This window comes from Alcaligenes sp. EGD-AK7 (genome assembly GCF_000465875.3).
Taxonomy (GTDB): domain Bacteria; phylum Pseudomonadota; class Gammaproteobacteria; order Burkholderiales; family Burkholderiaceae_B; genus Alcaligenes; species Alcaligenes phenolicus.
Map to the genome: position 1 here is coordinate 147,522 of NZ_AVOG02000023.1, position 24,618 is coordinate 172,139.

Here is a 24,618-nt window from a genome sequence, read left to right on the forward strand (position 1 = left end):
CCACCACATGAATTCGGCGGCAAGACTCACTACAATAGAGTTTTCCCGCTTTTAGCTGATACGCGAGCCATTCCTGATGCCCGCGCCACAACCATGACCTCCAGCAACGAAAAACAATCCCTGCTGTCGCCCAATGTCGCGAACAGCAATTCCGGCGAGACCCATATCCGTAGCTTTGTTCATCGGCGCGCGCACATTACGCCCAGCCAGGAACAAGCCCTGGCGCGCCTCTTGCCCCTGTGGTCGATCAGCTACCGCGACAACATCCTGAAACCGGAAACGGTATTTGGCAATGACAATCCCCTGATTCTGGAAATCGGGTTTGGCATGGGTGAAACCACCCAGAAAATTGCCCAGGCCCGCCCGGACGACAATTTCCTGGGCGTGGAAGTCTTTAATGCCGGTGTCGGTGCCTTGCTCAAGCGCATTGATGACAACCAGATCAGCAACATCCGCATCATCCAGCATGACGCGGTGGAAGTGGTGCGCGACATGATCGCTCCCGGCTCGCTGGCCGGTATTCATATCTACTTTCCCGACCCCTGGCCCAAGAAGCGCCATCACAAGCGTCGTCTGGTGCAATCGCCCTTTATTCAGTTGCTGACCAGCCGTCTGAAACCCGGTGGTTACATCCATTGCGCCACCGACTGGGAAAACTACGCCGAACAAATGCTGGAAGTGCTGTCCGCCGAGCCCATGCTCAGCAACACGCACGAAGGCTACGCACCCCGCCCCGACTTCCGTCCACTGACCAAGTTCGAGAACCGTGGGCTGCGTCTGGGTCATGGCGTGTGGGATCTGATCTTCACCCGCAATGACACCCCTACCCCTGAACTGAACTGGCCCAAGAAAGAACAATGAGCGCTACCCTGTTCCCGCCTATAGAGCCTTACGCCCAAGGCACGTTGCACACCGATGATGGGCACCATATCTACTGGGAATGCTGCGGCAACCCGGCAGGTAAACCGGCCATTTTCTTGCACGGTGGGCCGGGATCAGGATGTTCTACCGATCACCGTCGCCTGTTCGACCCGCAAAAATACAATGTGCTGCTGTTTGATCAGCGCGGCTGCGGGCGTTCCTACCCTCATGCCAGCCTGGAAAACAACACCACGTGGCATCTGGTTCAGGACATGGAGCGGCTGCGCAAGGAAAAGCTCAAGGCCGACAAGATGCTGGTGTTTGGCGGCTCCTGGGGCTCGACTCTGGCGCTGGCCTACGCCCAGACTCACCCCGAGCACGTCAGTGAACTGATTGTGCGCGGTATCTTCATGGCCCGTCCTGAAGAGCTGCACTGGTTTTATCAGGAAGGTGCCTCGCGCCTGTTTCCCGATATCTGGGAACAGTATCTGGCCCCCATTCCCAAGGAAGAGCACGGGGACCTGATTACCGCCTACCACAAGCGTCTGACAGGCGATGACCCCGCTGTGCAGTTACGGGCCGCACACGCCTGGTCGCAATGGGAAAGCAATACCATCACGCTCTTGCCCAGCCAGAATCACCTGGATGCCAAGTCCAGTGATAAAGCTGCTTTGGCCTTTGCGCGTATTGAAAACCACTATTTCATGAACCGGGGTTTTCTGGAGCCGGATCAGTTGCTGAAAAACGCCCACCGCTTGCATGGCATTCCCGGTGTCATCGTACAGGGACGCTATGATGTGTGCACTCCGGCGCATACAGCCTGGCAACTGCATCGCGCCTGGCCCCAAGCAGAATTTCATATGGTTGCGGACGCAGGCCACGCCTACGACGAACCCGGCATTTTGGCCCGGCTGCTGGCCGCCACCCAGAAGTTTGCCATCTGAATCACTCGTCCGGCCCTGGCCGGACCATATCCAGAGACAAGAATGAACATTACCCTGAACGGCCAGAGCAAGACTCTGGCAAACTCCGACACGGTTGGCACGCTTATCATCGAGCTGGGCTACGAGAACAAGCGCATCGCCGTGGAGCTGAACGGCGATATCGTGCCCAAAAGCCAGCACGGCATCACCCCGATCAAAGAAGGCGACATCATTGAAATCGTGGTTGCCGTCGGTGGCGGCTGATACTCGCCCTTTAAAATGCACAATTGCTGACATTCAGCTACGGCTTCGGGGATAAAAATGAGGTCATAATGGGCCGTCTCGCCTGCCATCAAGCAGGCAGCCGTAGAACCCTAACTTCAGGAGCAAAGCGATGGGCGTATTCAGTTTTCTTAAAGATGTCGGCGAAAAACTCTTTGGTGCCAACGAAGCCAAAGCAGCAACAGCTGACGAACTCCAGAAAGAACTGGCCAAACACCAACTTTCCGCCGACGGTCTGAATCTGACGGTTGATGGCGACAAAGTCACGGTTAGCGGCCAAGCAGCCTCCACCGAACAAGCCGAAAAAATTGTGCTGGCTCTGGGTAACACCCTGGGTGTCTCTCAAGTCGACAACCAGCTCAGCGTTGCTCAGCCTTCCGCACAAGCCACCATGTACACCGTACAAAAAGGCGACACCCTGTGGAAAATTGCTGAAACCAACTACGGCAAGGCAAACGGCGCAAAATACACGGTTATTTTTGAAGCCAACAAGCCTATGCTCAGCCATCCTGACAAGATCTATCCCGGTCAGGTACTGCGTATTCCAGCGCTGTAACAACAACAGCCCAGGACGAACAAAAGCCCGCGTATGCGGGCTTTTTTCTTGGTGGTCCTGCCAGAGCGAGTCACGCCCTTGCGGCAAGCTCCAAGCGCTTCTTAGCGAAAACCCTTGAAGCCCTTGCCAGCCAGACCTTTCAAGGCACCCATACCGCCCAGGCCGCGCATCATCTTGGCCATGCCGCCTTTTTTCATCTGCTTCATCATGCCTTGCATTTGCTCGAACTGATTGAGCAAGCGATTGACCTCTTGCACTGGCACGCCAGAACCGGCAGCGATACGACGCTTGCGCGAGGCTTTGAGCAGTTCGGGCTTGGCACGCTCGGCCGGGGTCATGGAGTTCAAGATCCCTTCCGTACGACGCAATTGCTGTTCAGCCTGACCACCTTGCAACTGAGACGCGGCTTGCGAGAACTGGGCAGGCAGTTTTTCCAGCAAGGAGCCCATATCACCCAGCTTCTTGACTTGCTGCAACTGGTCACGGAAGTCGTTCAGGTCAAACTTGTCGCCCGATTTGATCTTGTCGGTAATCTTCTGCGCTTCGGCGATGTCGATATTGCGCTGGGCCTGCTCAACCAGCGAAACAATATCGCCCATGCCCAGCACGCGCTGAGCCATACGCTCGGGGTGGAATGGCTCCAGACCATCCAGCTTTTCGGAAACACCCACAAACTTCAGCGGCTTACCGGTGACATGACGTACGGACAAGGCCGCACCACCACGTGCATCACCATCCAGCTTGGTCAGCACCACACCCGTCAGCGGCAAGGCATCAGCAAAGGCCTTGGCCACGTTGACCGCGTCCTGCCCCTGCATGGCATCGACCACGAACAAAGTTTCAATCGGGTTCAGCAGATCGTACAGAGCGCGAATTTCGCGCATCATTTCTTCGTCAATACCCAGGCGACCGGCCGTGTCGACAATCAGCACATCAAAGTGATGACGCTTGGCGTGATCCAGGGCATTACGAGCAATGTCGGCCGGTTTCTGGCTGGGATCGGAGGGCAGGAACTCGACGCCCACCTGGGCGGCAACGGTTTTCAGCTGCTCGATAGCGGCTGGACGATACACGTCGGCACTGACCACCAGAACTTTCTTCTTGCCTGTCTTGCGGCCATGCTGAACGTGGCCGCCTTCGCTCAGCCATTTGGCGAGCTTACCGGTGGTGGTGGTTTTACCCGCACCTTGCAGACCGGCCATCAGAATAATCGCGGGAGGCTGAGCCGCCAGGGACAGCTCGCTGGCGTTGTCACCCAGGTCTGCACCCATCAGATTGGTCAGCTCCTGGTGAACAACACCCACCAGTGCCTGGCCAGGATTCAAGCTGTCGGCAACTTCAACACCAAGTGCCTTTTCTTTGACCCGTGCGACAAACTCGCGCACGACGGGCAAGGCCACGTCCGCTTCCAGCAAAGCCAGACGCACTTCCCTCAACATATCCTGAGTATTGGATTCGGTCAGACGAGCCTGTCCGCGCATGGTTTTCACCACACGCGACATACGCTGGGTCAGATTTTCAAACATAGGACTGGGTTCGCTTAAACTAGGTTATCGTGTGGTCTACGAATAAGAATAAAATGGCCACTTGAGGTACGCCCCGTACCGTTTTTCAGGAAATCCGGGACTTATGTCTGCAAGTATTGTATTTCACTTGCTCGCCGCACTGGCGTACATCGTGCTGTCGATCTCGCTCTGGCGTCCGTTGACTCGCGGCAGCACCCGAACCGTACTGAACGCCCCCAGCCGGGTGGCCTTGCTCTGCGCCATCATTGTGCACGGAGCGGGCCTGCTACTGACTATTGTGCTGCCTCAGGGGCTGCATCTGAGCTGGGCACTGGCCCTGTCAGCGGCAATCTGGCTGGGCATGGTGGTGTTCTGGTTCCAAAGCCTGTATCTGCGTCTGGACAGCCTGCTGCTCATTCTACTGCCTGCAGCCACAATCGTCAGCCTGCTGGCCATGGCCTTTCCCGAAGGCCATATCGTCAACCATGTCGGCAATGAATGGCTACGTATTCACTTGATGATTGCGCTGGTCGCCTATGGGCTTAGTACCGTAGCGGCTTTGCACGCCGTCTTGATGACGGCTCTGGACCGTCAGTTGCACCGCCCTATTCTTCATCAGGAGCAACGCGGTTTGTTCAGCCGGGTTCTGGACACCATGCCGCCCCTGCTGGTGCAAGAGGAGCTGCTGTTTCGCCTGATCCGTGTCTCTTTCGTAATTCTGACCTTCACGATTCTGAGCGGTGCCGCCGTCTCCATGGCGATAGACGGTAAATTTTTGCCCGCCGACCACAAAACTGTCTTTACCTTGCTATCCTGGGTTACATTTGGTGGCTTATTATGGGGTCGAAAACAGTATGGATGGCGTGGTCGCGTTGCCTTGCGCTGGACCTTGGCCGGTTTTGCCTTCCTGCTGCTGGCCTATACAGGCAGCCACTTTGTACTAGACGTCATCTTGCAACGAGGGAAAATTGGGTAAAGTCTTATTTTGGGTTGTCGCCATCCTGGCGGCCATGATCATTGCCCGCATCGTGTCGCAAAACAAGGCCCGCAAGCGCAATCCACCCAATCCCACCATGCGTCCCCCGCGCAAGCAAGGTGCTGCTGAAGAAATGGTCCGTTGTGCACACTGTGGGATTTATCTGCCACGCTCCGAAGCCTTGATGAGCAATCATCACACCTGGTGCAGCCTGGAACACGCCAAGCGCGGCCCACGCAGTTAACGCCATGGCCCGCATGCACCACGCTTACGACCTGGACCGACAGGGCTGGCTGAAACCTCATGCCAATGTCTTGCGCGCCCTGTCACCCAATCAGGATGACCGCCCCGAGGGCGACACCCCGACCTTGCTGGTGCTGCACAATATCAGCCTGCCACCGCAAGAGTTCGGCGGCCCCTACATTCGGGATTTTTTTCAAAACAAGCTGGATATCAGCGCCCACCCCTGGTTCGAGAACATCCGGGACCTGAAAGTTTCGGCCCACTTTCTGATCCAGCGCACTGGCCACATCATCCAGTTTGTTCCCACTACCCGCCGCGCCTGGCATGCGGGTGTGTCGCGCTTTGAAGACCGCGAGCGCTGCAATGATTTCTCTATTGGCATTGAGCTGGAAGGCAGCGATTTCGAGCCATTCACAGAAGCGCAGTACCGGGAGCTATCCCGCCTGAGCCGCGCCTTACGTATGCGCCATAACTTGCGCGCCGTACGTGGCCATGAGCACATCGCTCCGGGGCGCAAGACAGATCCGGGCCCTTTCTTTGATTGGGAACGGGTGAAGCGGGAACATGGCTGGCCCAAAGAAACATTGCCGGAACAAGAGTTGGGACCAAAGCCAAGACAAGTGCCAGATCAAGACCGATAAAGTAGTTCAGGGCCAATATCGGCCAAGGTATTGCAGCCGGTCAGCGCCATCGCCACTTCCAGCTCCGCCCGCAAAATATGCAGGATATGAGCAACACCGGCCGCTCCTGCAGCGGCCAGACCATAAATATAGGGACGGCCGATCATCACAGCTGTTGCTCCCAGCGCCAATGCCTTGAGCACATCTGTTCCGCGACGAATACCGCCATCCATCAGGACCGGCACCCTGCCCTGCACGACCTGACAAACCTGAGCCAAGACATCCACAGAAGCGGGGGCACCATCCAAGGTTCGCCCACCGTGATTGGACACAACAATCCCGGCAACCCCCATCTCCAGGGCTCGCTGAGCATCACGGGGTCGCATGATTCCCTTCACCCAAACAGGTAAAGGACAGTTCTGCACCAGCCAGGCCAGATCATCCCAAGTCGGGGCCGTATCTAGCAAACCACTGCCAAACAAAGGACTGGTGCCTGCTGCGCCTAAAACCGCCTGCTGCGTGGGGGCACCCCGCAAATTCACGGCATCCACACCTGCGGGCAAGGCAAAGCCCGCACGCTGTTCCTGATTACGCACACCATTTACCGCAGCATCCACTGTCAGCATCAGCGCGGTATACCCTGCCGCTTCAAGCCGCCCCAGCAAATTCAGAGTAAATGCGCGATCCCTTTGCCAATACCACTGCGCCCACAAGGGGGCATGCGCCTGTGCGGCAATCTCTTCAAAGGAATGACTGGACTGCATGCTAATTACACTGGTCGCTCCCATCGCACCCGCGCCCAACACACTGGCCAATTCACCATCAGGGTGAGCCAATCGCTGATAAGCCACGGGAGCCAGAAGAATCGGGTAGTCCATGGACTGCCCTTGCAGCGTCAAACAGGTGGAAGGCTGATCAAACGTGCTTAAAGCAGCAGGCCATAAGCCCCAGCGCCCGAAGCTGGCCAGGTTGTCTTTCAGCGTCAGCTCATCCGCCGCCCCTGCACTGAAGTAAGCCCAATCCTGCGCGCGCATACGCTGACGGGCATACGGTTCGTAATCCCTCAGACAGGCAATCTGAGCTGGAATGCTACTTAAAGGGGGCAGCCGTTCTTGGGACATGATCAATCAAGCTCCAGGCGATCAGACATCGCTCCATTCACGCAGCAAATTATGATAAATCCCCGTCAGGCGTGATAGCTCCTGGGCATCCGCATTCTGCTTGGCCAGTTGTTGAATGCTCTGATCCAGCTCCCATAGCAACTTGCGTTGATGCGCATGGCGCACCATGCTTTGCGTCCAGAAAAACGAGGCATAGCGCGTTCCTTTAGTGACAGGCTGGACGCGATGCAGACTCGTTCCGGGATACACCACCATATGTCCTGCAGGCAACTTGATGGACTGCGTGCCGTACACATCTTCAATAACCAGTTCCCCACCCTCGTACTCATCCGGATCGCTAAAGAACAAGGTCGTGGACACATCCGTACGCAAGCGCTGAGCCGTGCCAGGAACCGTAAAAATCGCGTTATCAATGTGCGTGCCGTACTCCCCGCCACCCTCGTAACGATTAAAGCGTGGCGGCAGCATACGCAAAGGCAAGGCAGCGGCAATAAAGCCGCTGTGCTGACCCAGTACGTGCATCAGAAACTCGCCCATCTGGCGAGACACGGCGGCATCCAGAGGCAGTTGCAGGTTCCGTTTGCTGTGCTGGGCCAGATAACCCGCCGTCGCACGCCCATCCTCCCACTGCGCCTGCTCCAGGGCCTGGCGACAGTCTCGCAATTGCTCAGCGTTGAGAACGTCCGGGATAGTAATCAGCATGGGATACCTGCAAGAACAAAAAAAGCACAAAGTCGTACGAGAAGCAGACAGGCCGCCTCAAGAGGGCGGCCCATCCGACTTTACACTACAAGGTGCAACTTACTCGAAGCGGTAAGAGGCATTAAACATGTAGGACCGGCCTGGACCGACGTTGGCAAAAATACCAACGTGAGAGGCATCATACATGCGCACATTGCTGATGTTGTTGACGTTGAACTGGAAGGACACGTTCTTGTTCAGGTCGTAGCGCGCCATCGCATCGTAACGCCAGTAAGAAGGCAGTTTCAATTGGTTGGCGTCATCCACAAAGCGCTTGCCTACAAATGTGGCACCTGCGCCCAAGGTCAACTCGGGCATGATTTTGTAGGTTGTCCAGATATTGAAGCTCTGCTTGGAGATGAACTTCATCTGGTTGCCGTCAAAGACATTGTCTTTGTTGCGGTACTTCTTGATCTTGGGATCCAGGTAGGTGTAGCCAGCCCACAGATTCCAGTTAGGGGTAATTGCACCAGCCGCGCCCAACTCCAGACCACGCACACGATTGCTACCACTCAAGGACACCTCACCGGTCAACGGATCAGTAGAGCGAGCATCTTTCTTGTCGGTCTGGAAAATGGCCGCTGTCAAAGACAACTTCTCGTCAGCCACATCCCACTTGGTCCCCAGTTCCCAGCTGTAGCTGCGCTCTGGCTTCAAGTCACGAATTGCTGCTCCGCCTGCCGGGCCATCTGCACCACCGGCCTGCCCCAGGTTTTCACCCGTAGGATTTGAAGATGTACCGTAGCTCAGATAAATGGAACCATTTTGTGCGGGTTTGTAGACCACGCCCAACTGATAGTTCCACATATCGTCTTTGCGAGACTCTTTGGTGTTGTCGGCTTCAAAGCGATCAAAGCGCAAACCACCATTGATCATCCACTGATCATTCAAGGTCACAGTGTCAAAGATGTAGGCCGAACGGGTCTTGATATCGCCGGTTTTGGTCTTGGGACCGTACTGCAGCGAATAGTTGTACTGTCGATTAGGGTTCGGGTCGTAGAACGAGTCAGTATCACGGCCTGGGCCACCCGTCATCGCTTTGTTGTGGATTTCCTCCTTACTGATTTCCACACCTGCAACGATGTCATGCTTGATCGAACCAGTATTAAAGCTGCCGTAGACATCTGTCTGGTTCAGCAGAGACTCTGCAACACGGTAGTTCGTCCGATCATCGCGGCGAAACTGCAAGCCAGCACCTTCCGTCGCGCAAGCCCCACCTGCACCTGCGGCGCAGTTATCAAAAGACGGACGCGTCATCAGATAGTGATTCAGAGTCTTGCTGTAACGCGTGACGTTACGCACCGTGAAACGATCATTCAGATCATGTTCGACGCTGGCCGAAGCGGTATCGGCAATGTACTTGCGAAAGTCCACATTGCGGCGACCGTAAAAGTTATCGCGGTCCGCTTCCAGTGGGGTGACGCGATCCGGATTGGCAGCATTCTTGAAAGGAAAGCCCAAGTCCGGCATGTCCTTGTTCTCAAGACGCGAGTAAGACAAGGTCACACGCGTTGGCGTACCCAAACCAAAGGCGATGGAAGGAGCAATGCCCCAGCGATCAATCTTTACACCATCGCGCCCTGCCACTTCGCCGCCCATACGCATCAGATTCAGACGGATGGCGCCGGTATCCGAGAAAGCGTAGTTACCGTCAGCAGTCAGACGATATTGATCAGACGTGCCATAGCCCGCTTCCACCTGGAAGAAGTCTTTCAGCTTGGGAGACTTGGTCACCAGGTTCAGGCTGCCGCCGGTACCGCCACGGCCGGTATAAGCCGAGCTGGGACCTTTCAAGACTTCAACCGATTCCAGGTTGAAGGTCTCGTGCGAGCCACGGGAATAGTCGCGCACACCGTCGATAAAAATATCGGTACTGGCTTCGTAACCCCGGATAAAGGGACGGTCACCCATAGGCGTGCCTCCTTCGCCCGATCCCAGGGTAATGCCAGGAGTCGTACGCAACACATCTTGCAGCGACGTTGCGCCACGGTCCCTGATCACCTCCTCCGGGATCACGGTGATGGAACGCGGGGTGTTAAGCAATGTCTCGGAAAACTTCACCGATTGCGCTTTATGCGCTTGAAAACCATCAATGCCATTAGCATCCGTCGTGCCTTGAACTTTGATGGATTGCAGCTCGGTCACGCCTGGATTGGCGGTTTGAGCAATTGCAGGAGTTGTCAGAGCAGCAAACAATGCTGCGGACAAAACCGTCTCGGCGAACCGACGAGGCGGCAGGGTGGAAACAAACAACATCACCAGCTCCATGTGGTAGTTATCGCTCTTTTTTGGGCAGTGCCATCGAATCAAGTCCGATCGCTCGCTATTAGCGATGTTTCGCTGCCAGATAAGCGCTTTTAAAGGAAGCGGTAATATCAATCATTCTTATTATGAAGTCCATCCAAATCTTACGATTTCCTGAAATTCGGTTCAAAAACCGCGTTTTTGTCCTTACATTGTGGCGTCCATACATCGTATTACGATCAATTCTCATTAAGATGGACAAAAAATAAAAAATCGCTTAGCCACAAACTTTTGTTTAGCCCCTTATCTTCCTGCTTCTCCCCTTAGTCCTCTGCCAATGAACGCAAAAAAGCCTTGATCTTACAAATGAAGATCAAGGCTATGAGGCTAAACGATTGCTGACTCCACCCAGAGGCAGAGCCAGCAAGATTCAGGTTTACAGATTCAACAGCAAACGGTTCACACGCTTCACAAAACTGGCGGGATCCTGCAATGCGGCACCCTCGGCCAGCATGGCTTGTTCCAGCAGCAACTGTGCCCACTCACCAAAAGCCTCGTCGTCAGCGGCCTGGACTTTGGCGATCAAGGCGTGCTCCGGGTTGATTTCCAGAATCGGCTTGACCTCGGGAGCTTCCTGGCCAGCGGCTTGCAGCATACGCAGCAGGTGCGGGCTCAGCTCGTTGGCATCGACCACCACGCAAGCTGGGGAATCGACCAGACGGGCAGTAATGCGCACTTCCTTGACCTTCTCGCCCAGTGTGGTTTGCAGGCGCTCGACCAGAGGTTTGAAGGTTTCAGCCACTTCTGCCTGATGTTTCTTTTCTTCCTCGTCCGCCAGCGAATCCAGGTCCAGGCCACCCTTGGCCACGGATACCAGTTGCTTGCCTTCAAATTCGCGCAAGTAAGACAACATCCACTCGTCCACACGGTCGGACATCAACAGCACTTCGATGCCTTTCTTGCGGAATACTTCCAGATGCGGGCTGTTAGATGCAGCGGCAAAAGTGTCAGCCGTGACGTAGTAAATCTTGTCCTGACCTTCTTTCATGCGACCGATGTAGTCGTTCAGGGACACGGTCTGGGCCGAACCTTCCTGATTCGTGGAGGCAAAGCGCAGCAAGGCAGCGACACGGGCCTGATTGCCCATGTCTTCGCCAGTGCCTTCTTTCAGGACCTGGCCGAACTGGTTCCAGAACTCGGCATATTGCTCGGGTTGGTTCTCGGCCAGATCTTCCAGCAAGGACAGGATGCGCTTGGCACTACCCTCACGGATGGCACGCACATCACGGCTTTCTTGCAGGATTTCACGCGAAACGTTCAGCGGCAGGTCGGCCGAATCGATCACACCGCGCACAAAGCGCAGGTAAGCAGGCAGCAGCTGCTCGGCGTCGTCCATGATGAATACGCGTTTCACGTACAGCTTCACGCCACGGCGAGCATCGCGGTCCCACAAGTCAAACGGGGCCTGCTTGGGGACGAACAAGAGCTGGGTGTATTCGCTACGACCTTCGACCCGGTTGTGTGTCCAGGCCAGAGGGTTCTCGTAATCGTGAGCGATATGCTTGTAGAACTCCTGGTACTGCTCGTCGGTGATTTCCGACTTGGGGCGTGTCCACAAGGCGCTGGCCTGGTTCACGCTTTCCCACTCGTCCTGCTTTACTTGTTGCTGCTTTTCTTCGTCCCACTCTTCCTTGCGCATTTGCACGGGCAAGGAGATGTGATCGGAGTAGCGACGCAGCACGTTGCGCAGTCGCCAGCCGTCCAGGAAATCGTCCTCGCCTTCACGCAGGTGCAAGGTGATGGTGGTTCCGCGCTCGGCTTTTTCAGCGGCGGCAATGGTGAACTCGCCTTCACCGGCGGACTCCCACAGCACGGCTTCCTGATCGCCACCGGCACGACGTGTCAGCACGGACACTTTATTGGCCACGATAAAGGAGGAGTAAAAGCCCACGCCAAACTGACCAATCAGTTGAGTGTCTTTTTGCTTGTCGCCCGTCAGTTGGGAGAAGAACTCTTTGGTGCCCGAGCGAGCAATGGTGCCCAGGTTGGCAATGGCTTCATCACGGGACATGCCAATGCCGTTGTCGGAAATGGTGATCGTGCGCTGGTCCTTGTCGAACTCCACGCGGATACGCATTTCCGGGTCGCCTTCCAGCAAAGCTGGATTGTCGATAGCCTCAAAGCGCAGTTTGTCACAGGCATCCGACGCATTGGATACCAGCTCACGCAGGAAAATCTCCTTGTTGCTGTACAAGGAGTGAATCATCAAATGCAGTAATTGTTTGACTTCAGCCTGAAAACCCAAGGTTTCGGACGTATTCGCAGTGTCAGTCTGGCTCATGGTGAAAAAGCAAAAAAATGGGTTGATTGCCGCACGCCAAAGCGCGCCCTATTGCAGACAGATAGGGACGACCCACCATATTTCAAGAGACGGTTCAGGCAGCCGGTCCGGATGTCAGGGCAATGACCCCGCTGATCATGATGGCGCAACCGAGCAAACTCCAGACATTGGCCTTTTCGCGCAGGACGACCATGCCCAATATCGTACCGGCCATCATGGACATTTCACGGGCGGGCGCCACCATGGACAAAGGTGCGCCCATGCTTAATGCCTGCAAGACCAGAATGTAGGACATGGGCGATAATAAACCCACTGCAGCCGCCAGTTTCCAATAAGGTTTGAACTTGACGAAGCCTGCCCGCCCCCGCTTGGCGATAAAAGGGGCCAGCATCCCCAGGCGCAACACATTGCTGAACCAGTCCAGCAGGAATGGCGAGATCAGCAGCACCTTGACGCCATAGGCATCGACCACGGTATAGGCCGCAATCAGAATCCCGGTCTGCATGCCCCAACGCACACCCGTCAGCGCTGCAGGGCTGAAAAAACGGCGCAGTCGACCTTGCGTGGCGATCAGCAAAATCCCCATCACGACCAGCAAGATGCCGAGCACTCCCAAAGGACGCACAGGCTCGCCCAGCAGGATAAAAGCACCAATGGAAGAGAGCATGGGGCCCGTACCACGGGCAATGGGATACACCACGGACAGGTCTGCAACCTGATAGCCTTTTTGCAAACTCAGGCTATAACCCATGTGCAGCAAGGCACTAAGCACCAAACAGGTAATGGTCTCGCTGGTCCAGGGCATATTGCCTTGCGTAAAGACCACCCACAGCGTGATGGGGAAATAAAACAGAATGGCAAAAAAGGAATAGGCGAATACAAAATGCGCCCCTGCCATCGCCGCCCGTTTAGATAGCAAGTTCCAACCCGCATGAATGAACGCAGCACACACCACCAACAACAAAGCGGTCCAGGACATGAGGGCTTCCACCAGCAAATAGCAAAAGAAAAACTATACGCCCCCTTCAAGGGGGAGGCCAGCCAATCACGGGCCTTTCAACGTCCCATGACAAATAAGAGACAGTACTGGACAATTCAAACATCAAGGTATGATGTTCGGCACGTATTTTGATATGGAGCCGATCATGAGCACCCTGCTGTATGTTGATTTTCCTTACCCCGGCCCTTGGGGTTCAGAGATGAGCGAAGCCATGCAAGAACTGGCGCAGTCCATCTGCCTGGAACCTGGCTTGATCTGGAAAATCTGGACCGAGAATAAAGAACAGTCCAAAGCAGGTGGCGTGTATCTATTCACCGATCAAGCCAGCGCGCAGGCTTATCTGGACATGCACAGCAAGCGGCTCAACCGCTTTGGCATCACCGGCATTGATGCGCGCTTTTTTGATGTGAACCAGCCGCTGACAGCTATCAATTCCGGTCCCTTGTCAGCCAAATAAGACACAGACAACAGACGCAAGAAAACCCGCCTGCATATCAGCAAGCGGGCTTCCATATCGATGCTTAGGCAGTCAGCTCAACGGCCTTGAAATCCACCGGAACCTCCAGCGCATTGTTGATGTAGTTGGTGAACAGGTTCAAGGCAGTCACACCGACCAGTTCCACCACCTCACCTTCGGAAAAACCGGCATCGCGCACGGCTTGTACATCGGCGGCCGAGACTTGCCCACGCTGATCCACCAGCTTGAGCACAAATTTCAAAGCGGCGGCGGTACGTGGATCATCCGACTGACCACGCTGAGCCTGGGCCAGTGTCTCCGGACTTAGGCCAGCATTGGCACCCAGCACATTATGGGCAGCCAGGCAGTATTCGCAACGATTACGGTCGGCAATGGCAACCGCCAATTGCTCGCCCAGTTTCGCACCCAGCTTGCCACCGGCAAAGGCACCGAAAGAGCCCCACATGCTGCGCAAGGCGGCGGGCGAATTGGACACCATACGGAACATGGCAGGCACGCTGCCACCAAAGGCTTTTTGAATTTCCTGCAAAGCAGGCTGGCTGGCGGCGGGAGCTTGGGCAAGGTCAGGCAATGTAAGACGCGACATGATGATCTCCTGGTGAAGTGGGCCGGGGTGGCCGGAAAAAGCTTGCAGGGATAGTGTCTCGCCAAGATCAAGATCATTGGATAAGATTAGTCCCGACAACTTACCTTTTCATCCAGACAAGGATGTTTTCATGAACCTGGATCGCCTCTCCCTTTTGCTGGAACAATTCCGTGTTCGGGCTCATTTGTTCTACAACGGCTCTTTGTGTGGCGTAACCCGCTTTGCGGCCCAACCCGGACGGGCCTTCTTGCACATTCTGCGACGCGGCCAGTTAAGCGTGCGCCACGATCCGCGCGATCCCGTGCCGGAAGTCCTGACCATTGACCGCCCCAGCCTGCTGTTTTACCCCCGTCCGCTGGAGCACGCTTTTTACGATCTGCCCAATGAAGGCTCGGATTTCACCTGTGCCACCCTGGATTTTGATGGAGGTGAGCATCATCCCTTGGCCCGCTCCCTGCCCGATCTGATTATTGTGCCGCTGGAAGAAGCGGCCGGCCTTGAACAGGCACTGGGCCTGCTCTTTGCAGAAACGGAGTCCGTGCGCTGCGGCCATCGCCTGCTGGCAGACCGTCTGTTCGAGATCGTGTTGCTGCAATTGCTACGCTGGCTGTTTGACCATCCTGATCGTTGCGAGATTCCCGTAGGCCTGTTTCGAGGCTTGTCGCACCCGCCCGTCGCACGCGCGCTGCTGGCAATTCAGGCCGATCCCGGTCGGGATTGGACCGTGCAATCACTGGCACAGGAAGCCAGGATGTCGCGCAGCGCCTTTGCCGTGCAATTCAAGCACTGGGTGGGCGACACACCGGCAGACTATCTGGCCCAATGGCGCCTGTCGCTGGCCTGCCAGCGGCTGGCACAAGGCCAATCTGCCAAACGTATAGCTCTGGATCTGGGCTATGCCAACCCCTCTGCCCTGTCCCGCCTGTTTCGGCAGCGCACGGGTCAATCCATGCGGGAATGGTTGGCCGCCCGTCAATCAGCTTGAGCGATTCTGCTCCAGCACCGCCAGAAAATTCACCAAGGCCGGGTTGGTATTGTCCGAGACATAAGCACTCATCAGCTCGGCCGCAATATCGTTTGCATCCAGCAAGGGCAGATACTCCAAGGTATCGGTGCGCAAGCGCGCCAGGGAAGCGGGAACAATAGCTGGAGCAATGCCCGCTTCAACCATGACCAGCACCGTGGGCACCATGCTTTCCTGTGCAAAGCGCGGCAGGCAGCCTGAGCGCTGCAACATGCGCTGCTGCAAGAGATGAAAGTAACGCGACTGCTGCCGCGAATACGCCACCATTTCGTAAGAGAAAGCCTGGTGCAAGGTCAGCCCCTGACTATGCTCCTGAGCACGTGGATCATCCCGCCTGACGACAAACATCATGGGTTCGGCCTCCACCAGCTGCGGGTTCAAATCGGGCACGGCAAAGGAAGGCCGAATCAAGGCCACATCCACCCGGCGCTCGTAAAGAGCCGCAGGCATATCGCTGGAGTTCATCTCGTAGATCTGAATATCCACCTGCGGGAAGTCCTGTCGAAAGCGATACAAATGCTTGGATACCCCCGCATAGGCGCTGCTGGGGGTCAGGGCTATGCGCAACATGCCAGTCTCGCCTCTGTGCACTTGCTGTACCGCTTGCAAGGTCTGCTCCAGTTCGTTGCCGATCAAGCGCAGGCGGCGCTGCAACTCCGCTCCCGCCGCCGTCAATTGCACCGTGCGTGTGGTGCGGATAAACAAGGTCGCCCCTACCTGCTCTTCCAGCCTGCGTATGGCCTGACTCAAGGGCGGCTGGGTCATGAACAAACGCTGGGCGGCTCGACCAAAATGCAGCTCTTCGGCCACCACCAAGAACATCTCGCTTAATTTGGAGTCCAGCATATGCCCGCCAATTAGGTTAAAAAACAGATCAATAACGATTATTTTTAATATTAGACAACATAATCAGCTCTTACTACCATCCGTCCTGACACTTATCAAAAACAGGGCCATACTGCACGTCACTGCGAATATTGGCCCAACGCAGGAGATAGACATGACGGTATTCAAGCATCGCGCCCCTTTACTGAGTGGCCTGCTCACACTGACTTTGTTGGGTTCCGGTTCGGCCATGGCCGACGCGGCTTACCCTTCGCAGCCCATTACGTTTGTGGTGCCCTACGCTGCAGGTGGCAGCTCGGATACCCGCTCGCGCATGCTGGCTCAAAAAATGAGCGACAGCCTGGGCGTGACAATCGTGGTGGAAAACAAGCCCGGTGCCAGCGGCAATATCGGCACCAGCATGATTGCGCGCGCCAAGCCCAACGGCTACACCATCGGCCTGGGCAACTTTGGCCCCATGTCAGTGAACAAGGCGCTGTACGGCAGTAACCTGCCTTTTGATCCTGAACAGGATTTGCAGCCCATCGCCCTGATCGAACGCGGTGCCATGGCACTGGGTGTGAACAGCAACTCGCCCTACCAGTCTCTGGCTGATCTGGTCGCCGACGGCAAGAAGAACCCCGAAAAACTCGACTACGCCTCGACTGGCGCTGGTGGTGCCTCGCACTTGCTGACGGAACAGTTCAAGGCCACCTCCGGCTTTGATGCCGTACACGTGCCTTACCGTGGTGGCGCTCCTGCATCGAACGACCTGCTGGCCGGCAATATCTCCTTCTATCTGGAATTGGCCAGCCTGTTCCTGCCCCACATGCAAATCGACAACCCACGCCTGCGCGTACTGGGTGTGACCTCGGAAGAGCGTCTGAAAGCCATGCCTGACACCCCCACCTTCAAAGAACAAGGCGTGGATCTGGTGGCCTCGAACTGGTTTGGCGTGATTGCCCCCGCCGGCTTGCCTGCTGATGTACTGGAAAAACTGAACAAGGCTGTCAACGACGCCCTGAAAGACCCCGACTACCGTCAGATTGTGGAATCCCAAGGCGCGGAAGTTGTAGGTGGCACACCTGAAGAATTTACCGCTTTTGTGAAAGAAGAAACCAAACGCTGGACCGCGCTGATCAAGGCACAGAACATCTCGATTCAGTAGTTCCAGTTCTCGCTTATGACTGCAAACCCTTCCCCTCTCGCTACGCAGGACCAGGCTATCCAGGCCTGGTCCTGGCTGGCTGATCCCGCCACCTGTATCAGCACCAATCCCACTGGCCCCTTGGCGGGCTTGAGCTTTGGTGTGAAAGATGTGCTGGATGTTCAAGGCATGCCCACGTGCTACGGCGCGCATTTCCCCAATGCGCTACCGGCCGAGCGGGACGCCGCCTGTGTCGCCCTGCTGCGTCAGGCTGGTGCCATTGCCCTGGGCAAAACCGTCACCGCCGAATTTGCCTACGCAGCCCCCGGCCCCACCCGTAATCCACTGAACCTGGAGCACACGCCCGGCGGTTCTTCCAGTGGTTCGGCAGCGGCCGTAGCAGCTGGCATGGTTGATTTTGCATTGGGCACCCAAACGGGAGGCTCCATGATGCGCCCCGCTGCGTTTACCGGCATTCTGGGTTTCAAACCCAGCTTTGGCGCGGTGCATCGCAGCGGTCTTTTCCTGTTGTGCGACAGCCTGGACACAATCGGCTACTTCAGCCGGGACTTGTCCGTGCTGCGCCGCGTGGCCACTGTCCTGCAAGGCTTGCCTGATAGTCGAGTCCCCACAGCGCCGCGCATTGGCGTGCTGGATGGCAAAGATCTGGGCCCGATCACACCCGCAGCACTGGCCGCGTTGGAACAAGGCTGTGAGCATCTGGAGCAACAAGGCGCCCACCTGGAGCGTCTGCCTGCGGACCCACAACTGAAAGAGCTGCTGATCCTGCAAGGCCAGATCATGGCTTATGAAATGGCCCGCAGCCTGCTGCCCGTCTGGCAAGCCAGCCCGGATGCCTTGCGCCCCATTACCGTGCAAGCCATCAAACAAGGCCTGGAATTGCCTGCAGCGGATTACCACGCCTGGCAGGCGCGCCGTCGCCAATTGCAAACAGAATGGCAGGAGCGTTATGGCCATTTCGACGCATTGCTGACTCCAGCGGCTCCCGGCCCGGCTCCCTATGGACTGGATAGCACGGGCTCTTCGATACTGAATCGTCCTTGGTCCTTGTTGGGCTGGCCTACCTTGAGCCTGCCCGCGCCCGGTCAAAACAGCCCACTGCCCTTGGGTTTGCAACTGATCGGACAGCCTCACCAGGACGCGGCTTTGCTGGATCTGGCATCGCTTGTCTGCCCGGCTTGACGGGTTTGAAAAGCAATCAAAAGAACTACTCTGCAACCAGCTGAAATAGAGTAAACAGCAACCATAATCATTAACAAATTCTTTAAATAACAAATATTTAGGAGTGCCTTGAGTTTTCTCAAAACACTCTTGAATATTGGCTCTGCAAACGGCCTGGCAGCGTACTAACATCAATAAGGTGTTCCCGGTGCGCTGCGTCGGAACGTTCATCACATCGCGACTACGCAGCACCCGGCTCTTTCAAACAATCCGGAAAAGACCATGCGTCGCCCTCTCTTACTGCTGCTCTCCACTTTCTTTCTGATCTGGGCTGTTGAAGCCCTGTGGCTGGCCCCCTCGCCACCGGGCGATATGCTGTGGGTGGTCCGACAAGAAGGCATGCTGTTAACCGGGATTCTGGCACTGGGCACCATGACGGCCATCATGATTCTGGCCCTGCGTCCCCGCCGTCTGGAACCCTGGTTAGGCGGCATGGACAAAGCCTACAGGCTGCATAAATGGCTGGGTATCATCGCCATTTTGCTCAGTCTGGCTCATTGGCTCAGCAAGGAATCCAAAGGTCTGATCTCGGCAGCGATCGGCACGGGAGGCCGTCTGGCCAAAACCCCGGTTCCTGAATGGGTCAGCCTGTTCAAGCCCTATGCAAAATCACTGGGTGAATGGACGTTTTACGCGCTGATTCTGATGCTGATCATCACCCTGGCGCACCGCACGATTTCCTATAAAAAGTGGTACAGCCTGCATCGCCTGATGCCAGTGGCCTATTTGATCCTGATCTTTCATGGCGTGGTACTGACGCCCCCTGCTTACTGGAGCGGTATAGGCGGCTGGGCACTGGCCATCACCATGATGATCGGGACAGCAGCAGCTGGCATCCAGTTGCTACGCAACTTGAGTTCGGCCTACCCACACACGGGCACCGTGATCTCCTGTACGTCACAAGGTGATGTGCTGGAAGTGCAATGCCGCATGGACCAATCCTGGCCAGGTCACCAGGCTGGGCAGTTTGCCTTTTTGCGTTTGAAGGGTGAATCCGAGTCCCACCCCTTTACCTTGTCCGATGCGGATCAGGACAACCAGATTGTGCGCTTTCATATCAAGCAGCTGGGCGACTGGACCCGCAGCCTGCCCGAGCGTTTGCATGTGGGCCAGAACATTGAGCTGGACGGCCCTTATGGACGCTTCACTCAGCCGGACCGCGATGACAAGGGCATTTATATCTGGGTGGGTGCGGGTGTCGGGGCCACGCCATTTCTATCCTGGTTAAGCCAGGAACATCAGGACGGTCACGCTCCCTACGCCTATCTGCAATATGCCTGTCAGCACAGCACTGACCCATTGGCTCAGGCCTTGAGCAAGGCTGCCAAAGAGCACCCGGACGTGAACCTGGAAATTTATGCCGATGGCCGTCGCTGGACGCCCAAAGAGGTGCTGCAGCATTACCAGGCCGACAAGCCTTTGCATATCTGGTTCTGTGGACCGGCTGCAATGGGCCGACAGTTGCGACGTGAGCTCAAGCAAACACTGCCTGCAAAATCCTGGACCTTGCACAAGGAACACTTCCAGTTCCGCTAAGCCTTTGCTCATCCAGCAACTGGCCTTGTTTAGAAATCAGAACAAGGCCAGTTCTGCGTATGCTGAGTGCAGCAATCCAGTGCGACTGGAACAGCCTACATATTTTGGTGAGGCGGCGTCGCCCCGAGCATAGACACAAAAAGAGTCACCAGATTGTTCTCCATGACGGCCCACTGCTCTGCAGTTTCCAACCCCATATTGTCGACCGCGCCGTGCATGCCCTGGTAGATCACCCAGGCGGTCAAATCCACGTCGGCCACAGACCAGGCACCCGCTTTCTGCCCTTCGCTCAGGATCCGGTGCAAGGGCTCGGTTACCGTATTGCGTTCGCCCTGGTAATTGCTGCGCATATGGTCTGAAAACACCAGATCATGCATCTCCAGGGTGTCTCTGTACGCCTGTACCGAAGCTCGAATCCAACAGGCCAGACGCTGCACCCAATCCTCTGCTGGCGCCTGCTCCAGCGCCCCCTGCACACGATCATGAAACTGCTGGATGAACTGCTCGCGCAGGGCAGCCAGAATCTCCTGCTTGGAGCTGAAGTAGTGATAGAACAAGCCCTTGGACATGCCCGCCCGCGACACAATTTCATCCACCGGCGTGGCTTCAAACCCTTGTTGCAGAAACAAAGTGGCAGCCGCCTCCAATAAGTCTCGGCGACGAACTTCAGAGGGTTGGGTACGAGGTGTTTTGGCAGCGGTCATGGATGTCAAAGTATCAGAAAAACCCCGACAAAGTGCCTCGTCGGGTGTCACCGCGCTATTTTAGCCAGCCTATTTATTTCTAATTGACTGACAGTCAGTCAATATTTTATAGTCGTCGATAATAATTCTCATTTATCAAATATCATGACTCGCCGACTTGCTCTAACCGTCGCTATTTACCTGGGGACTTTCATGGTCACCCTGGACATCAGCATCGTGAATCTTGCCCTGCCACGCATGCAACAAGCCTTGCAAACCGATATGGCCGGGCTGCAATGGATTGTGGACTCCTACGCGCTGTGCCTGTCCGCATTCATGTTGTCTGCCGGGCTACTGGGGGATCGCTACGGACGCAAGAAGAGCTGGTTGCTGGGCGTTCTGGCCTTCACCGTCGGTTCCATGATGTGCGCCTTGGCCGGCTCACTGAGCGCCCTGCTCTGGGGGCGTGTCGTGCAAGGCATGGCCGGGGCTTTACTTATTCCTGGAGCCTTGTCGATCCTGACCCACGCCTTTCCGGACTCCGCCCAGCGTGCCCGCGTCATTGGCGGCTGGTCTTCCTTCAGCGCCCTGGCTCTGGTACTGGGCCCGATTCTGGGCGGCGTGCTGGTCGATGTAGCCGACTGGCCTTCGATCTTCAGCCTGAATTTACCGCTGGGCTTGCTGACCCTGGGCTTGGGCATGTGGGGCATTCAGGAGTCGGCCAACCCCGAACACGCAGCTTTCGACCCTATCGGCCAACTGCTTAGTGTTATCTGGCTTGGCTCCCTGACCTATGGCCTGATCTGCGCGGGTGAGCAAGGCTGGCACGCCACCGAGACGATTCGCTCTCTGGTCGTGGCAGCGTTCACCTTCGTGGCATTTATCTATGCCCAAACCCGCGTCGCCCGCCCTTTGCTGCCTTTAAGCCTGTTTCGGGACTACCGCTTCAGCACCGCCAATATCGCCTCCTTTGTGCTGGGCTTTGCCGCCTATAGCAATGTGTTTTTCCTGTCCCTGTTCTTCCAGAACGCCCTGGGCTGGAGTGCCACCCAAACCGGCTGGGGGCTGGCTCCCCAGTTCATTGGCATGGCCGTGCTGGCCTCCCGTTTTGGAGCCTTGAGCCAGCGCTTTGGATTGAAGTTGATCCTGACTACGGGCTTTGGCCTGATGGCTACCGGTTCCTGGTTGATGATGGTGCTGCAACCTGGAGCTTCCTACTGGATGGCCGGTTTCGCATTGGCCGTACTGGGCATTGGCATGGGCTTGTCGGTACCGGCGTGCAGTACCTTGGTCATGAATCTGGTGCCGCGTGAGCGTTCCGGCATGGCATCAGCCACCACCAATGCCATCCGCCAAACCGGAATGACCTTGGGCGTTGCCCTGCTGGCTTCCTTGATGAGCCAAGGTGCCGTCAGCTCCTTGGCCAGTCGTCTTGATCCGGTCAATCCCATGCTGGAACAGGCACAACAAATTATCATCTCCGGTCAGGTGAATCTGCCTGCCTCAGCAGATTCCTTGTTCTGGATGCAAGCCATCCAGCACGCCTGGGCAGACGGCTTTCACCGCGTTATGTTCTGGGCCGGATTGCTGGCCGTCTTCAGTCTGGTTCTGCTGCTGCGTCTGCGTTTGCCTCGTGTACAGGCTGTTCCTGCCGCTGCGGTGGAACTGCATTAAGCCCAGCTTTTGCAGACTGGATTTACAATAGCGCATGGACAAATTACGACTGGATAAATGGCTCTGGGCAGCTCGCTTTTACAAGACGCGCAGCCTGGCTTCCGAGGAGATCACCAAAGGGCGGGTTTTGCTGAATCAGCAAAGCACCAAGCCTGCCCGCGAAGTCTCAATCGGTGATGTGATTACCCTGCGCAAGGAAACTCCTGCCATGGAGGTTCACGTCACCGCGTTAAGCGGTGTACGTGGCCCCGCGCCGCTTGCTCGCCAGCTGTATCAAGAGACGGAAGAAAGCAGCACACGACGCTCGCAGGCCGCCGAACAACGCCGTCTGGCACCTGAACCTGCACTGGACTTTGATGCTGGACGTCCGACCAAGAAAGATCGTCGTCAGATGCAGTTGCTGCGGGGGAAATAGACCGCTCCCTGCTCGTACTTCGCGGTATAGAAAAAGCCCTGCCAAGCTGCCCTGCCTGGCAGGGCTTTTTTTATGATTCGTTCTTTCGATGAGTCTATCGCCAGCGTTTCACGGCGATCTGCACAGGGACTAACAACCCGCTCCTGCTTGCCTCTTCCCCGCCGGTCTACCTGCTTATGCTGCAAGCCCCTGCACTGCTTTTGAGCACCCCACAAAACGTCTGCACTCCCGTCCGCTAAAGCATCTGCCGATGCAGAAAACCTTCAACTAAAAACCTTAAAAACAACGCTGCAAACCCTTTTTGATATATCAGATTGCACTTTTATATATCAATAAAATCAAGGGTTTACACCATTGATCGCGCTTGCAACAAAACGCTATAAACCTAAAACAATTACATGCAAACGCATTCAAAAAAATGCAAGGAGACAGGAAAATGAAAATCACGGCAGTACGCGCGATTCCCTTGAACGTGCCTTTTCAATTCGATAGCGCGGGCATCCAAAAACCCACCAACCTGGCCATCTGCCATGTGGAAATCGAGACCGATGAAGGCATCACCGGCTATGGACTTAGCGCCATTACCGAAGAGCACCCTGTTGCCAGCACCATCAACGATATTCTGGCCAGCGACCTGATCGGGCAAGACCCCTTGAACACCGAGCGCCTGTGGGATCGCATGTACTGGAACGTGTGCCCTCGTGGTCAGACGGGCTATGCCATGCACGCCATCTCTGCGTTGGACATTGCCTTGTGGGACATCAAGGGTAAAGCCCTGGGTCTGCCCGTATGGAAACTGCTGGGTGGTGCCCGTGAAAAAGTACCGGCCTACGCGACCTTCGGCTTTGCTTTCCTGGGCGAAGAAGAGCTGGTTAAAGTCGCGCGCGACTGCGTGGATCAAGGCTTCAAGGGCCTGAAGATGGTGGTAGGCCATCACGGCTTGCAACGTCGCGACGAACCCCGTCCCCTGGCCGACCTGATCCGCCAGGACATGCGCCGCATGAGCCTGGTACGAGAGGCCATCCCCGCCGACATTCCGCTGTACATCGACGGCAATTGCAGCCTGGACTATGTGCACGCCAAAGCCATCGCCCGCCATGCCCGTGATCTGGACGTCGGCTTTTTTGAAGAACCCATTACCCAGAACGACACGGGCCGCTTGCGCGAATTGCGTCAAAGCACTGGGATCACCATTGCCGCTGGTCAAAACGAAGGCCAGTCCTACCGCTTTCGGGATCTGTTGATGCAGCAGGCTGTCGACATTCTGCAGCCCAACGTGCTGATTTCTGGAGGTTTCACCCAGTCCCGCAAGATCTTCGCTCTGGCGGAAAGCTTTAACGCGTCCGTCGCCAATGGCGGGGCGTTCCCCTCCCACAACGGTCACCTGCACTGCGGATTGCTCAATGGCGGCGATGTGGAATGGCACCTGGCCGCCAGCGCCATGATGGCCGAGATCTACACCGGCCTGCCTCAGCCCGAACAAGGCTGGCTGCGCATGCCCGACGCCCCCGGCCTGGGGCTGACACCACGACAAGATCAAATCGACAAGCTGCGCAGCAACCCCGGCAGCCTGGGCTCCGGCAAAGGCTGAAACC

General features: G+C 56.3%; 24 protein-coding genes. 15 read left to right on the forward strand and 9 right to left on the reverse strand.

Annotated elements, in window-relative coordinates:
• Positions 1–93: 93 nt before the first annotated feature.
• From trmB to lysM, 4 genes are all read left to right on the forward strand, one after another.
• Positions 94–861 carry a tRNA (guanosine(46)-N7)-methyltransferase TrmB gene (gene trmB / locus N879_RS11640; RefSeq protein ID WP_009463250.1) on the forward strand — a complete coding sequence of 256 codons (768 nt, stop codon included), beginning with the start codon at positions 94–96 and terminating at the stop codon, positions 859–861.
• Positions 858–1,805, forward strand: coding sequence for a prolyl aminopeptidase (gene pip / locus N879_RS11645; protein ID WP_009463248.1), 948 nt, complete (start codon positions 858–860; stop codon positions 1,803–1,805). The genes trmB and pip overlap by 4 nt, the downstream gene beginning before the upstream one ends.
• A 42-nt stretch (positions 1,806–1,847) precedes the next feature.
• A complete protein-coding gene (thiS, locus tag N879_RS11650) occupies positions 1,848–2,048 on the forward strand; it encodes a sulfur carrier protein ThiS (protein WP_009463246.1) in 201 nt (66 codons plus the stop codon).
• A 130-nt stretch (positions 2,049–2,178) separates the two neighbouring features.
• Complete coding sequence (lysM, locus tag N879_RS11655) at positions 2,179–2,622, forward strand: peptidoglycan-binding protein LysM (protein ID WP_009463244.1); 444 nt, start codon at positions 2,179–2,181, stop codon at positions 2,620–2,622.
• 101 nt (positions 2,623–2,723) lie between these two features.
• On the opposite strand, the gene ffh is transcribed toward lysM, so the two are convergent.
• A complete protein-coding gene (gene ffh / locus N879_RS11660) occupies positions 2,724–4,148 on the reverse strand; it encodes a signal recognition particle protein (RefSeq protein WP_009463242.1) in 1,425 nt (474 codons plus the stop codon).
• A 103-nt stretch (positions 4,149–4,251) separates the two neighbouring features.
• Here ffh and N879_RS11665 point away from each other — a divergent pair, with 103 nt between their 5' ends.
• From N879_RS11665 to ampD, 3 genes are read left to right on the forward strand one after another with little or no spacing between them, the layout of a single operon-like run.
• Entirely contained in the window at positions 4,252–5,103 is an 852-nt protein-coding gene (locus N879_RS11665; RefSeq protein WP_009463240.1) for a cytochrome C assembly family protein, read from the forward strand.
• Positions 5,096–5,347, forward strand: coding sequence for a PP0621 family protein (locus N879_RS11670; RefSeq protein ID WP_009463238.1), 252 nt, complete (start codon positions 5,096–5,098; stop codon positions 5,345–5,347). Before N879_RS11665 ends, N879_RS11670 begins: the two co-directional genes overlap by 8 nt.
• A gap of 4 nt (positions 5,348–5,351) precedes the next feature.
• Complete coding sequence (gene ampD, locus N879_RS11675; protein ID WP_009463236.1) at positions 5,352–5,987, forward strand: 1,6-anhydro-N-acetylmuramyl-L-alanine amidase AmpD; 636 nt, start codon at positions 5,352–5,354, stop codon at positions 5,985–5,987.
• On the opposite strand, the gene N879_RS11680 is transcribed toward ampD, so the two are convergent.
• From N879_RS11680 to N879_RS11700, 5 genes are all read right to left on the reverse strand, one after another.
• A complete protein-coding gene (locus tag N879_RS11680) occupies positions 5,975–7,087 on the reverse strand; it encodes an alpha-hydroxy acid oxidase (RefSeq protein WP_009463234.1) in 1,113 nt (370 codons plus the stop codon). The genes ampD and N879_RS11680 overlap by 13 nt on opposite strands.
• A 21-nt stretch (positions 7,088–7,108) precedes the next feature.
• On the reverse strand, positions 7,109–7,789 hold the full coding sequence (locus N879_RS11685; RefSeq protein WP_021447015.1) for a Fe2+-dependent dioxygenase: 681 nt from the start codon (positions 7,787–7,789) through the stop codon (positions 7,109–7,111).
• Between the two features lie 99 nt (positions 7,790–7,888).
• On the reverse strand, positions 7,889–10,084 hold the full coding sequence (locus tag N879_RS11690; RefSeq protein WP_128831717.1) for a TonB-dependent receptor: 2,196 nt from the start codon (positions 10,082–10,084) through the stop codon (positions 7,889–7,891).
• 424 nt (positions 10,085–10,508) lie between these two features.
• Positions 10,509–12,413: a molecular chaperone HtpG gene (gene htpG, locus N879_RS11695; protein ID WP_021447016.1), complete on the reverse strand. Its 1,905-nt coding sequence runs from the start codon at positions 12,411–12,413 to the stop codon at positions 10,509–10,511.
• Positions 12,414–12,507: 94 nt separating this feature from the next.
• The gene (locus tag N879_RS11700; protein WP_009463230.1) at positions 12,508–13,392 is read right to left on the reverse strand and encodes an EamA family transporter; all 885 of its coding nucleotides are present in this window, start codon (positions 13,390–13,392) and stop codon (positions 12,508–12,510) included.
• Between the two features lie 166 nt (positions 13,393–13,558).
• On the opposite strand from N879_RS11700, the gene N879_RS11705 reads away from it, so the two are divergent.
• Positions 13,559–13,870 (forward strand): monooxygenase, encoded by a 312-nt coding sequence (locus N879_RS11705; RefSeq protein ID WP_009463228.1) that lies wholly within the window; start codon positions 13,559–13,561, stop codon positions 13,868–13,870.
• 64 nt (positions 13,871–13,934) lie between these two features.
• Here N879_RS11705 and N879_RS11710 read toward each other — a convergent pair whose 3' ends face one another.
• The gene (locus N879_RS11710; protein ID WP_009463226.1) at positions 13,935–14,477 is read right to left on the reverse strand and encodes a carboxymuconolactone decarboxylase family protein; all 543 of its coding nucleotides are present in this window, start codon (positions 14,475–14,477) and stop codon (positions 13,935–13,937) included.
• 130 nt (positions 14,478–14,607) lie between these two features.
• Between N879_RS11710 and N879_RS11715 the strand changes: the two genes are divergently transcribed.
• The gene (locus N879_RS11715; protein WP_009463224.1) at positions 14,608–15,462 is read left to right on the forward strand and encodes an AraC family transcriptional regulator; all 855 of its coding nucleotides are present in this window, start codon (positions 14,608–14,610) and stop codon (positions 15,460–15,462) included.
• On the opposite strand, the gene N879_RS11720 is transcribed toward N879_RS11715, so the two are convergent.
• On the reverse strand, positions 15,454–16,347 hold the full coding sequence (locus N879_RS11720) for a LysR substrate-binding domain-containing protein (RefSeq protein WP_009463222.1): 894 nt from the start codon (positions 16,345–16,347) through the stop codon (positions 15,454–15,456). The genes N879_RS11715 and N879_RS11720 overlap by 9 nt on opposite strands.
• Positions 16,348–16,501: 154 nt before the next feature.
• Between N879_RS11720 and N879_RS11725 the strand changes: the two genes are divergently transcribed.
• The 3 genes from N879_RS11725 (at position 16,502) to N879_RS11735 (ending at position 20,251) form a co-directional block, all read left to right on the forward strand.
• Positions 16,502–17,494, forward strand: a complete 993-nt coding sequence (locus N879_RS11725; protein ID WP_009463220.1) for a Bug family tripartite tricarboxylate transporter substrate binding protein — start codon at positions 16,502–16,504, stop codon at positions 17,492–17,494.
• Positions 17,495–17,509: 15 nt separating this feature from the next.
• The gene (locus tag N879_RS11730) at positions 17,510–18,676 is read left to right on the forward strand and encodes an amidase (RefSeq protein ID WP_009463218.1); all 1,167 of its coding nucleotides are present in this window, start codon (positions 17,510–17,512) and stop codon (positions 18,674–18,676) included.
• A gap of 261 nt (positions 18,677–18,937) precedes the next feature.
• The gene (locus N879_RS11735; protein WP_009463216.1) at positions 18,938–20,251 is read left to right on the forward strand and encodes a ferredoxin reductase family protein; all 1,314 of its coding nucleotides are present in this window, start codon (positions 18,938–18,940) and stop codon (positions 20,249–20,251) included.
• 95 nt (positions 20,252–20,346) lie between these two features.
• Here the strand turns inward: N879_RS11735 and N879_RS11740 are convergent, their stop codons facing one another.
• Positions 20,347–20,955 (reverse strand): TetR/AcrR family transcriptional regulator, encoded by a 609-nt coding sequence (locus N879_RS11740; protein WP_009463214.1) that lies wholly within the window; start codon positions 20,953–20,955, stop codon positions 20,347–20,349.
• Positions 20,956–21,099: 144 nt separating this feature from the next.
• Between N879_RS11740 and N879_RS11745 the strand changes: the two genes are divergently transcribed.
• The 3 genes from N879_RS11745 to N879_RS11755 all read left to right on the forward strand — a co-directional run bounded on the left by N879_RS11745 (position 21,100) and on the right by N879_RS11755 (position 24,614).
• The gene (locus N879_RS11745; protein WP_031232747.1) at positions 21,100–22,608 is read left to right on the forward strand and encodes a DHA2 family efflux MFS transporter permease subunit; all 1,509 of its coding nucleotides are present in this window, start codon (positions 21,100–21,102) and stop codon (positions 22,606–22,608) included.
• 34 nt (positions 22,609–22,642) lie between these two features.
• A complete protein-coding gene (locus N879_RS11750) occupies positions 22,643–23,023 on the forward strand; it encodes an RNA-binding S4 domain-containing protein (protein ID WP_009463210.1) in 381 nt (126 codons plus the stop codon).
• A gap of 436 nt (positions 23,024–23,459) precedes the next feature.
• Positions 23,460–24,614, forward strand: a complete 1,155-nt coding sequence (locus tag N879_RS11755) for a mandelate racemase/muconate lactonizing enzyme family protein (protein ID WP_021447018.1) — start codon at positions 23,460–23,462, stop codon at positions 24,612–24,614.
• Positions 24,615–24,618 lie beyond the last annotated feature (4 nt).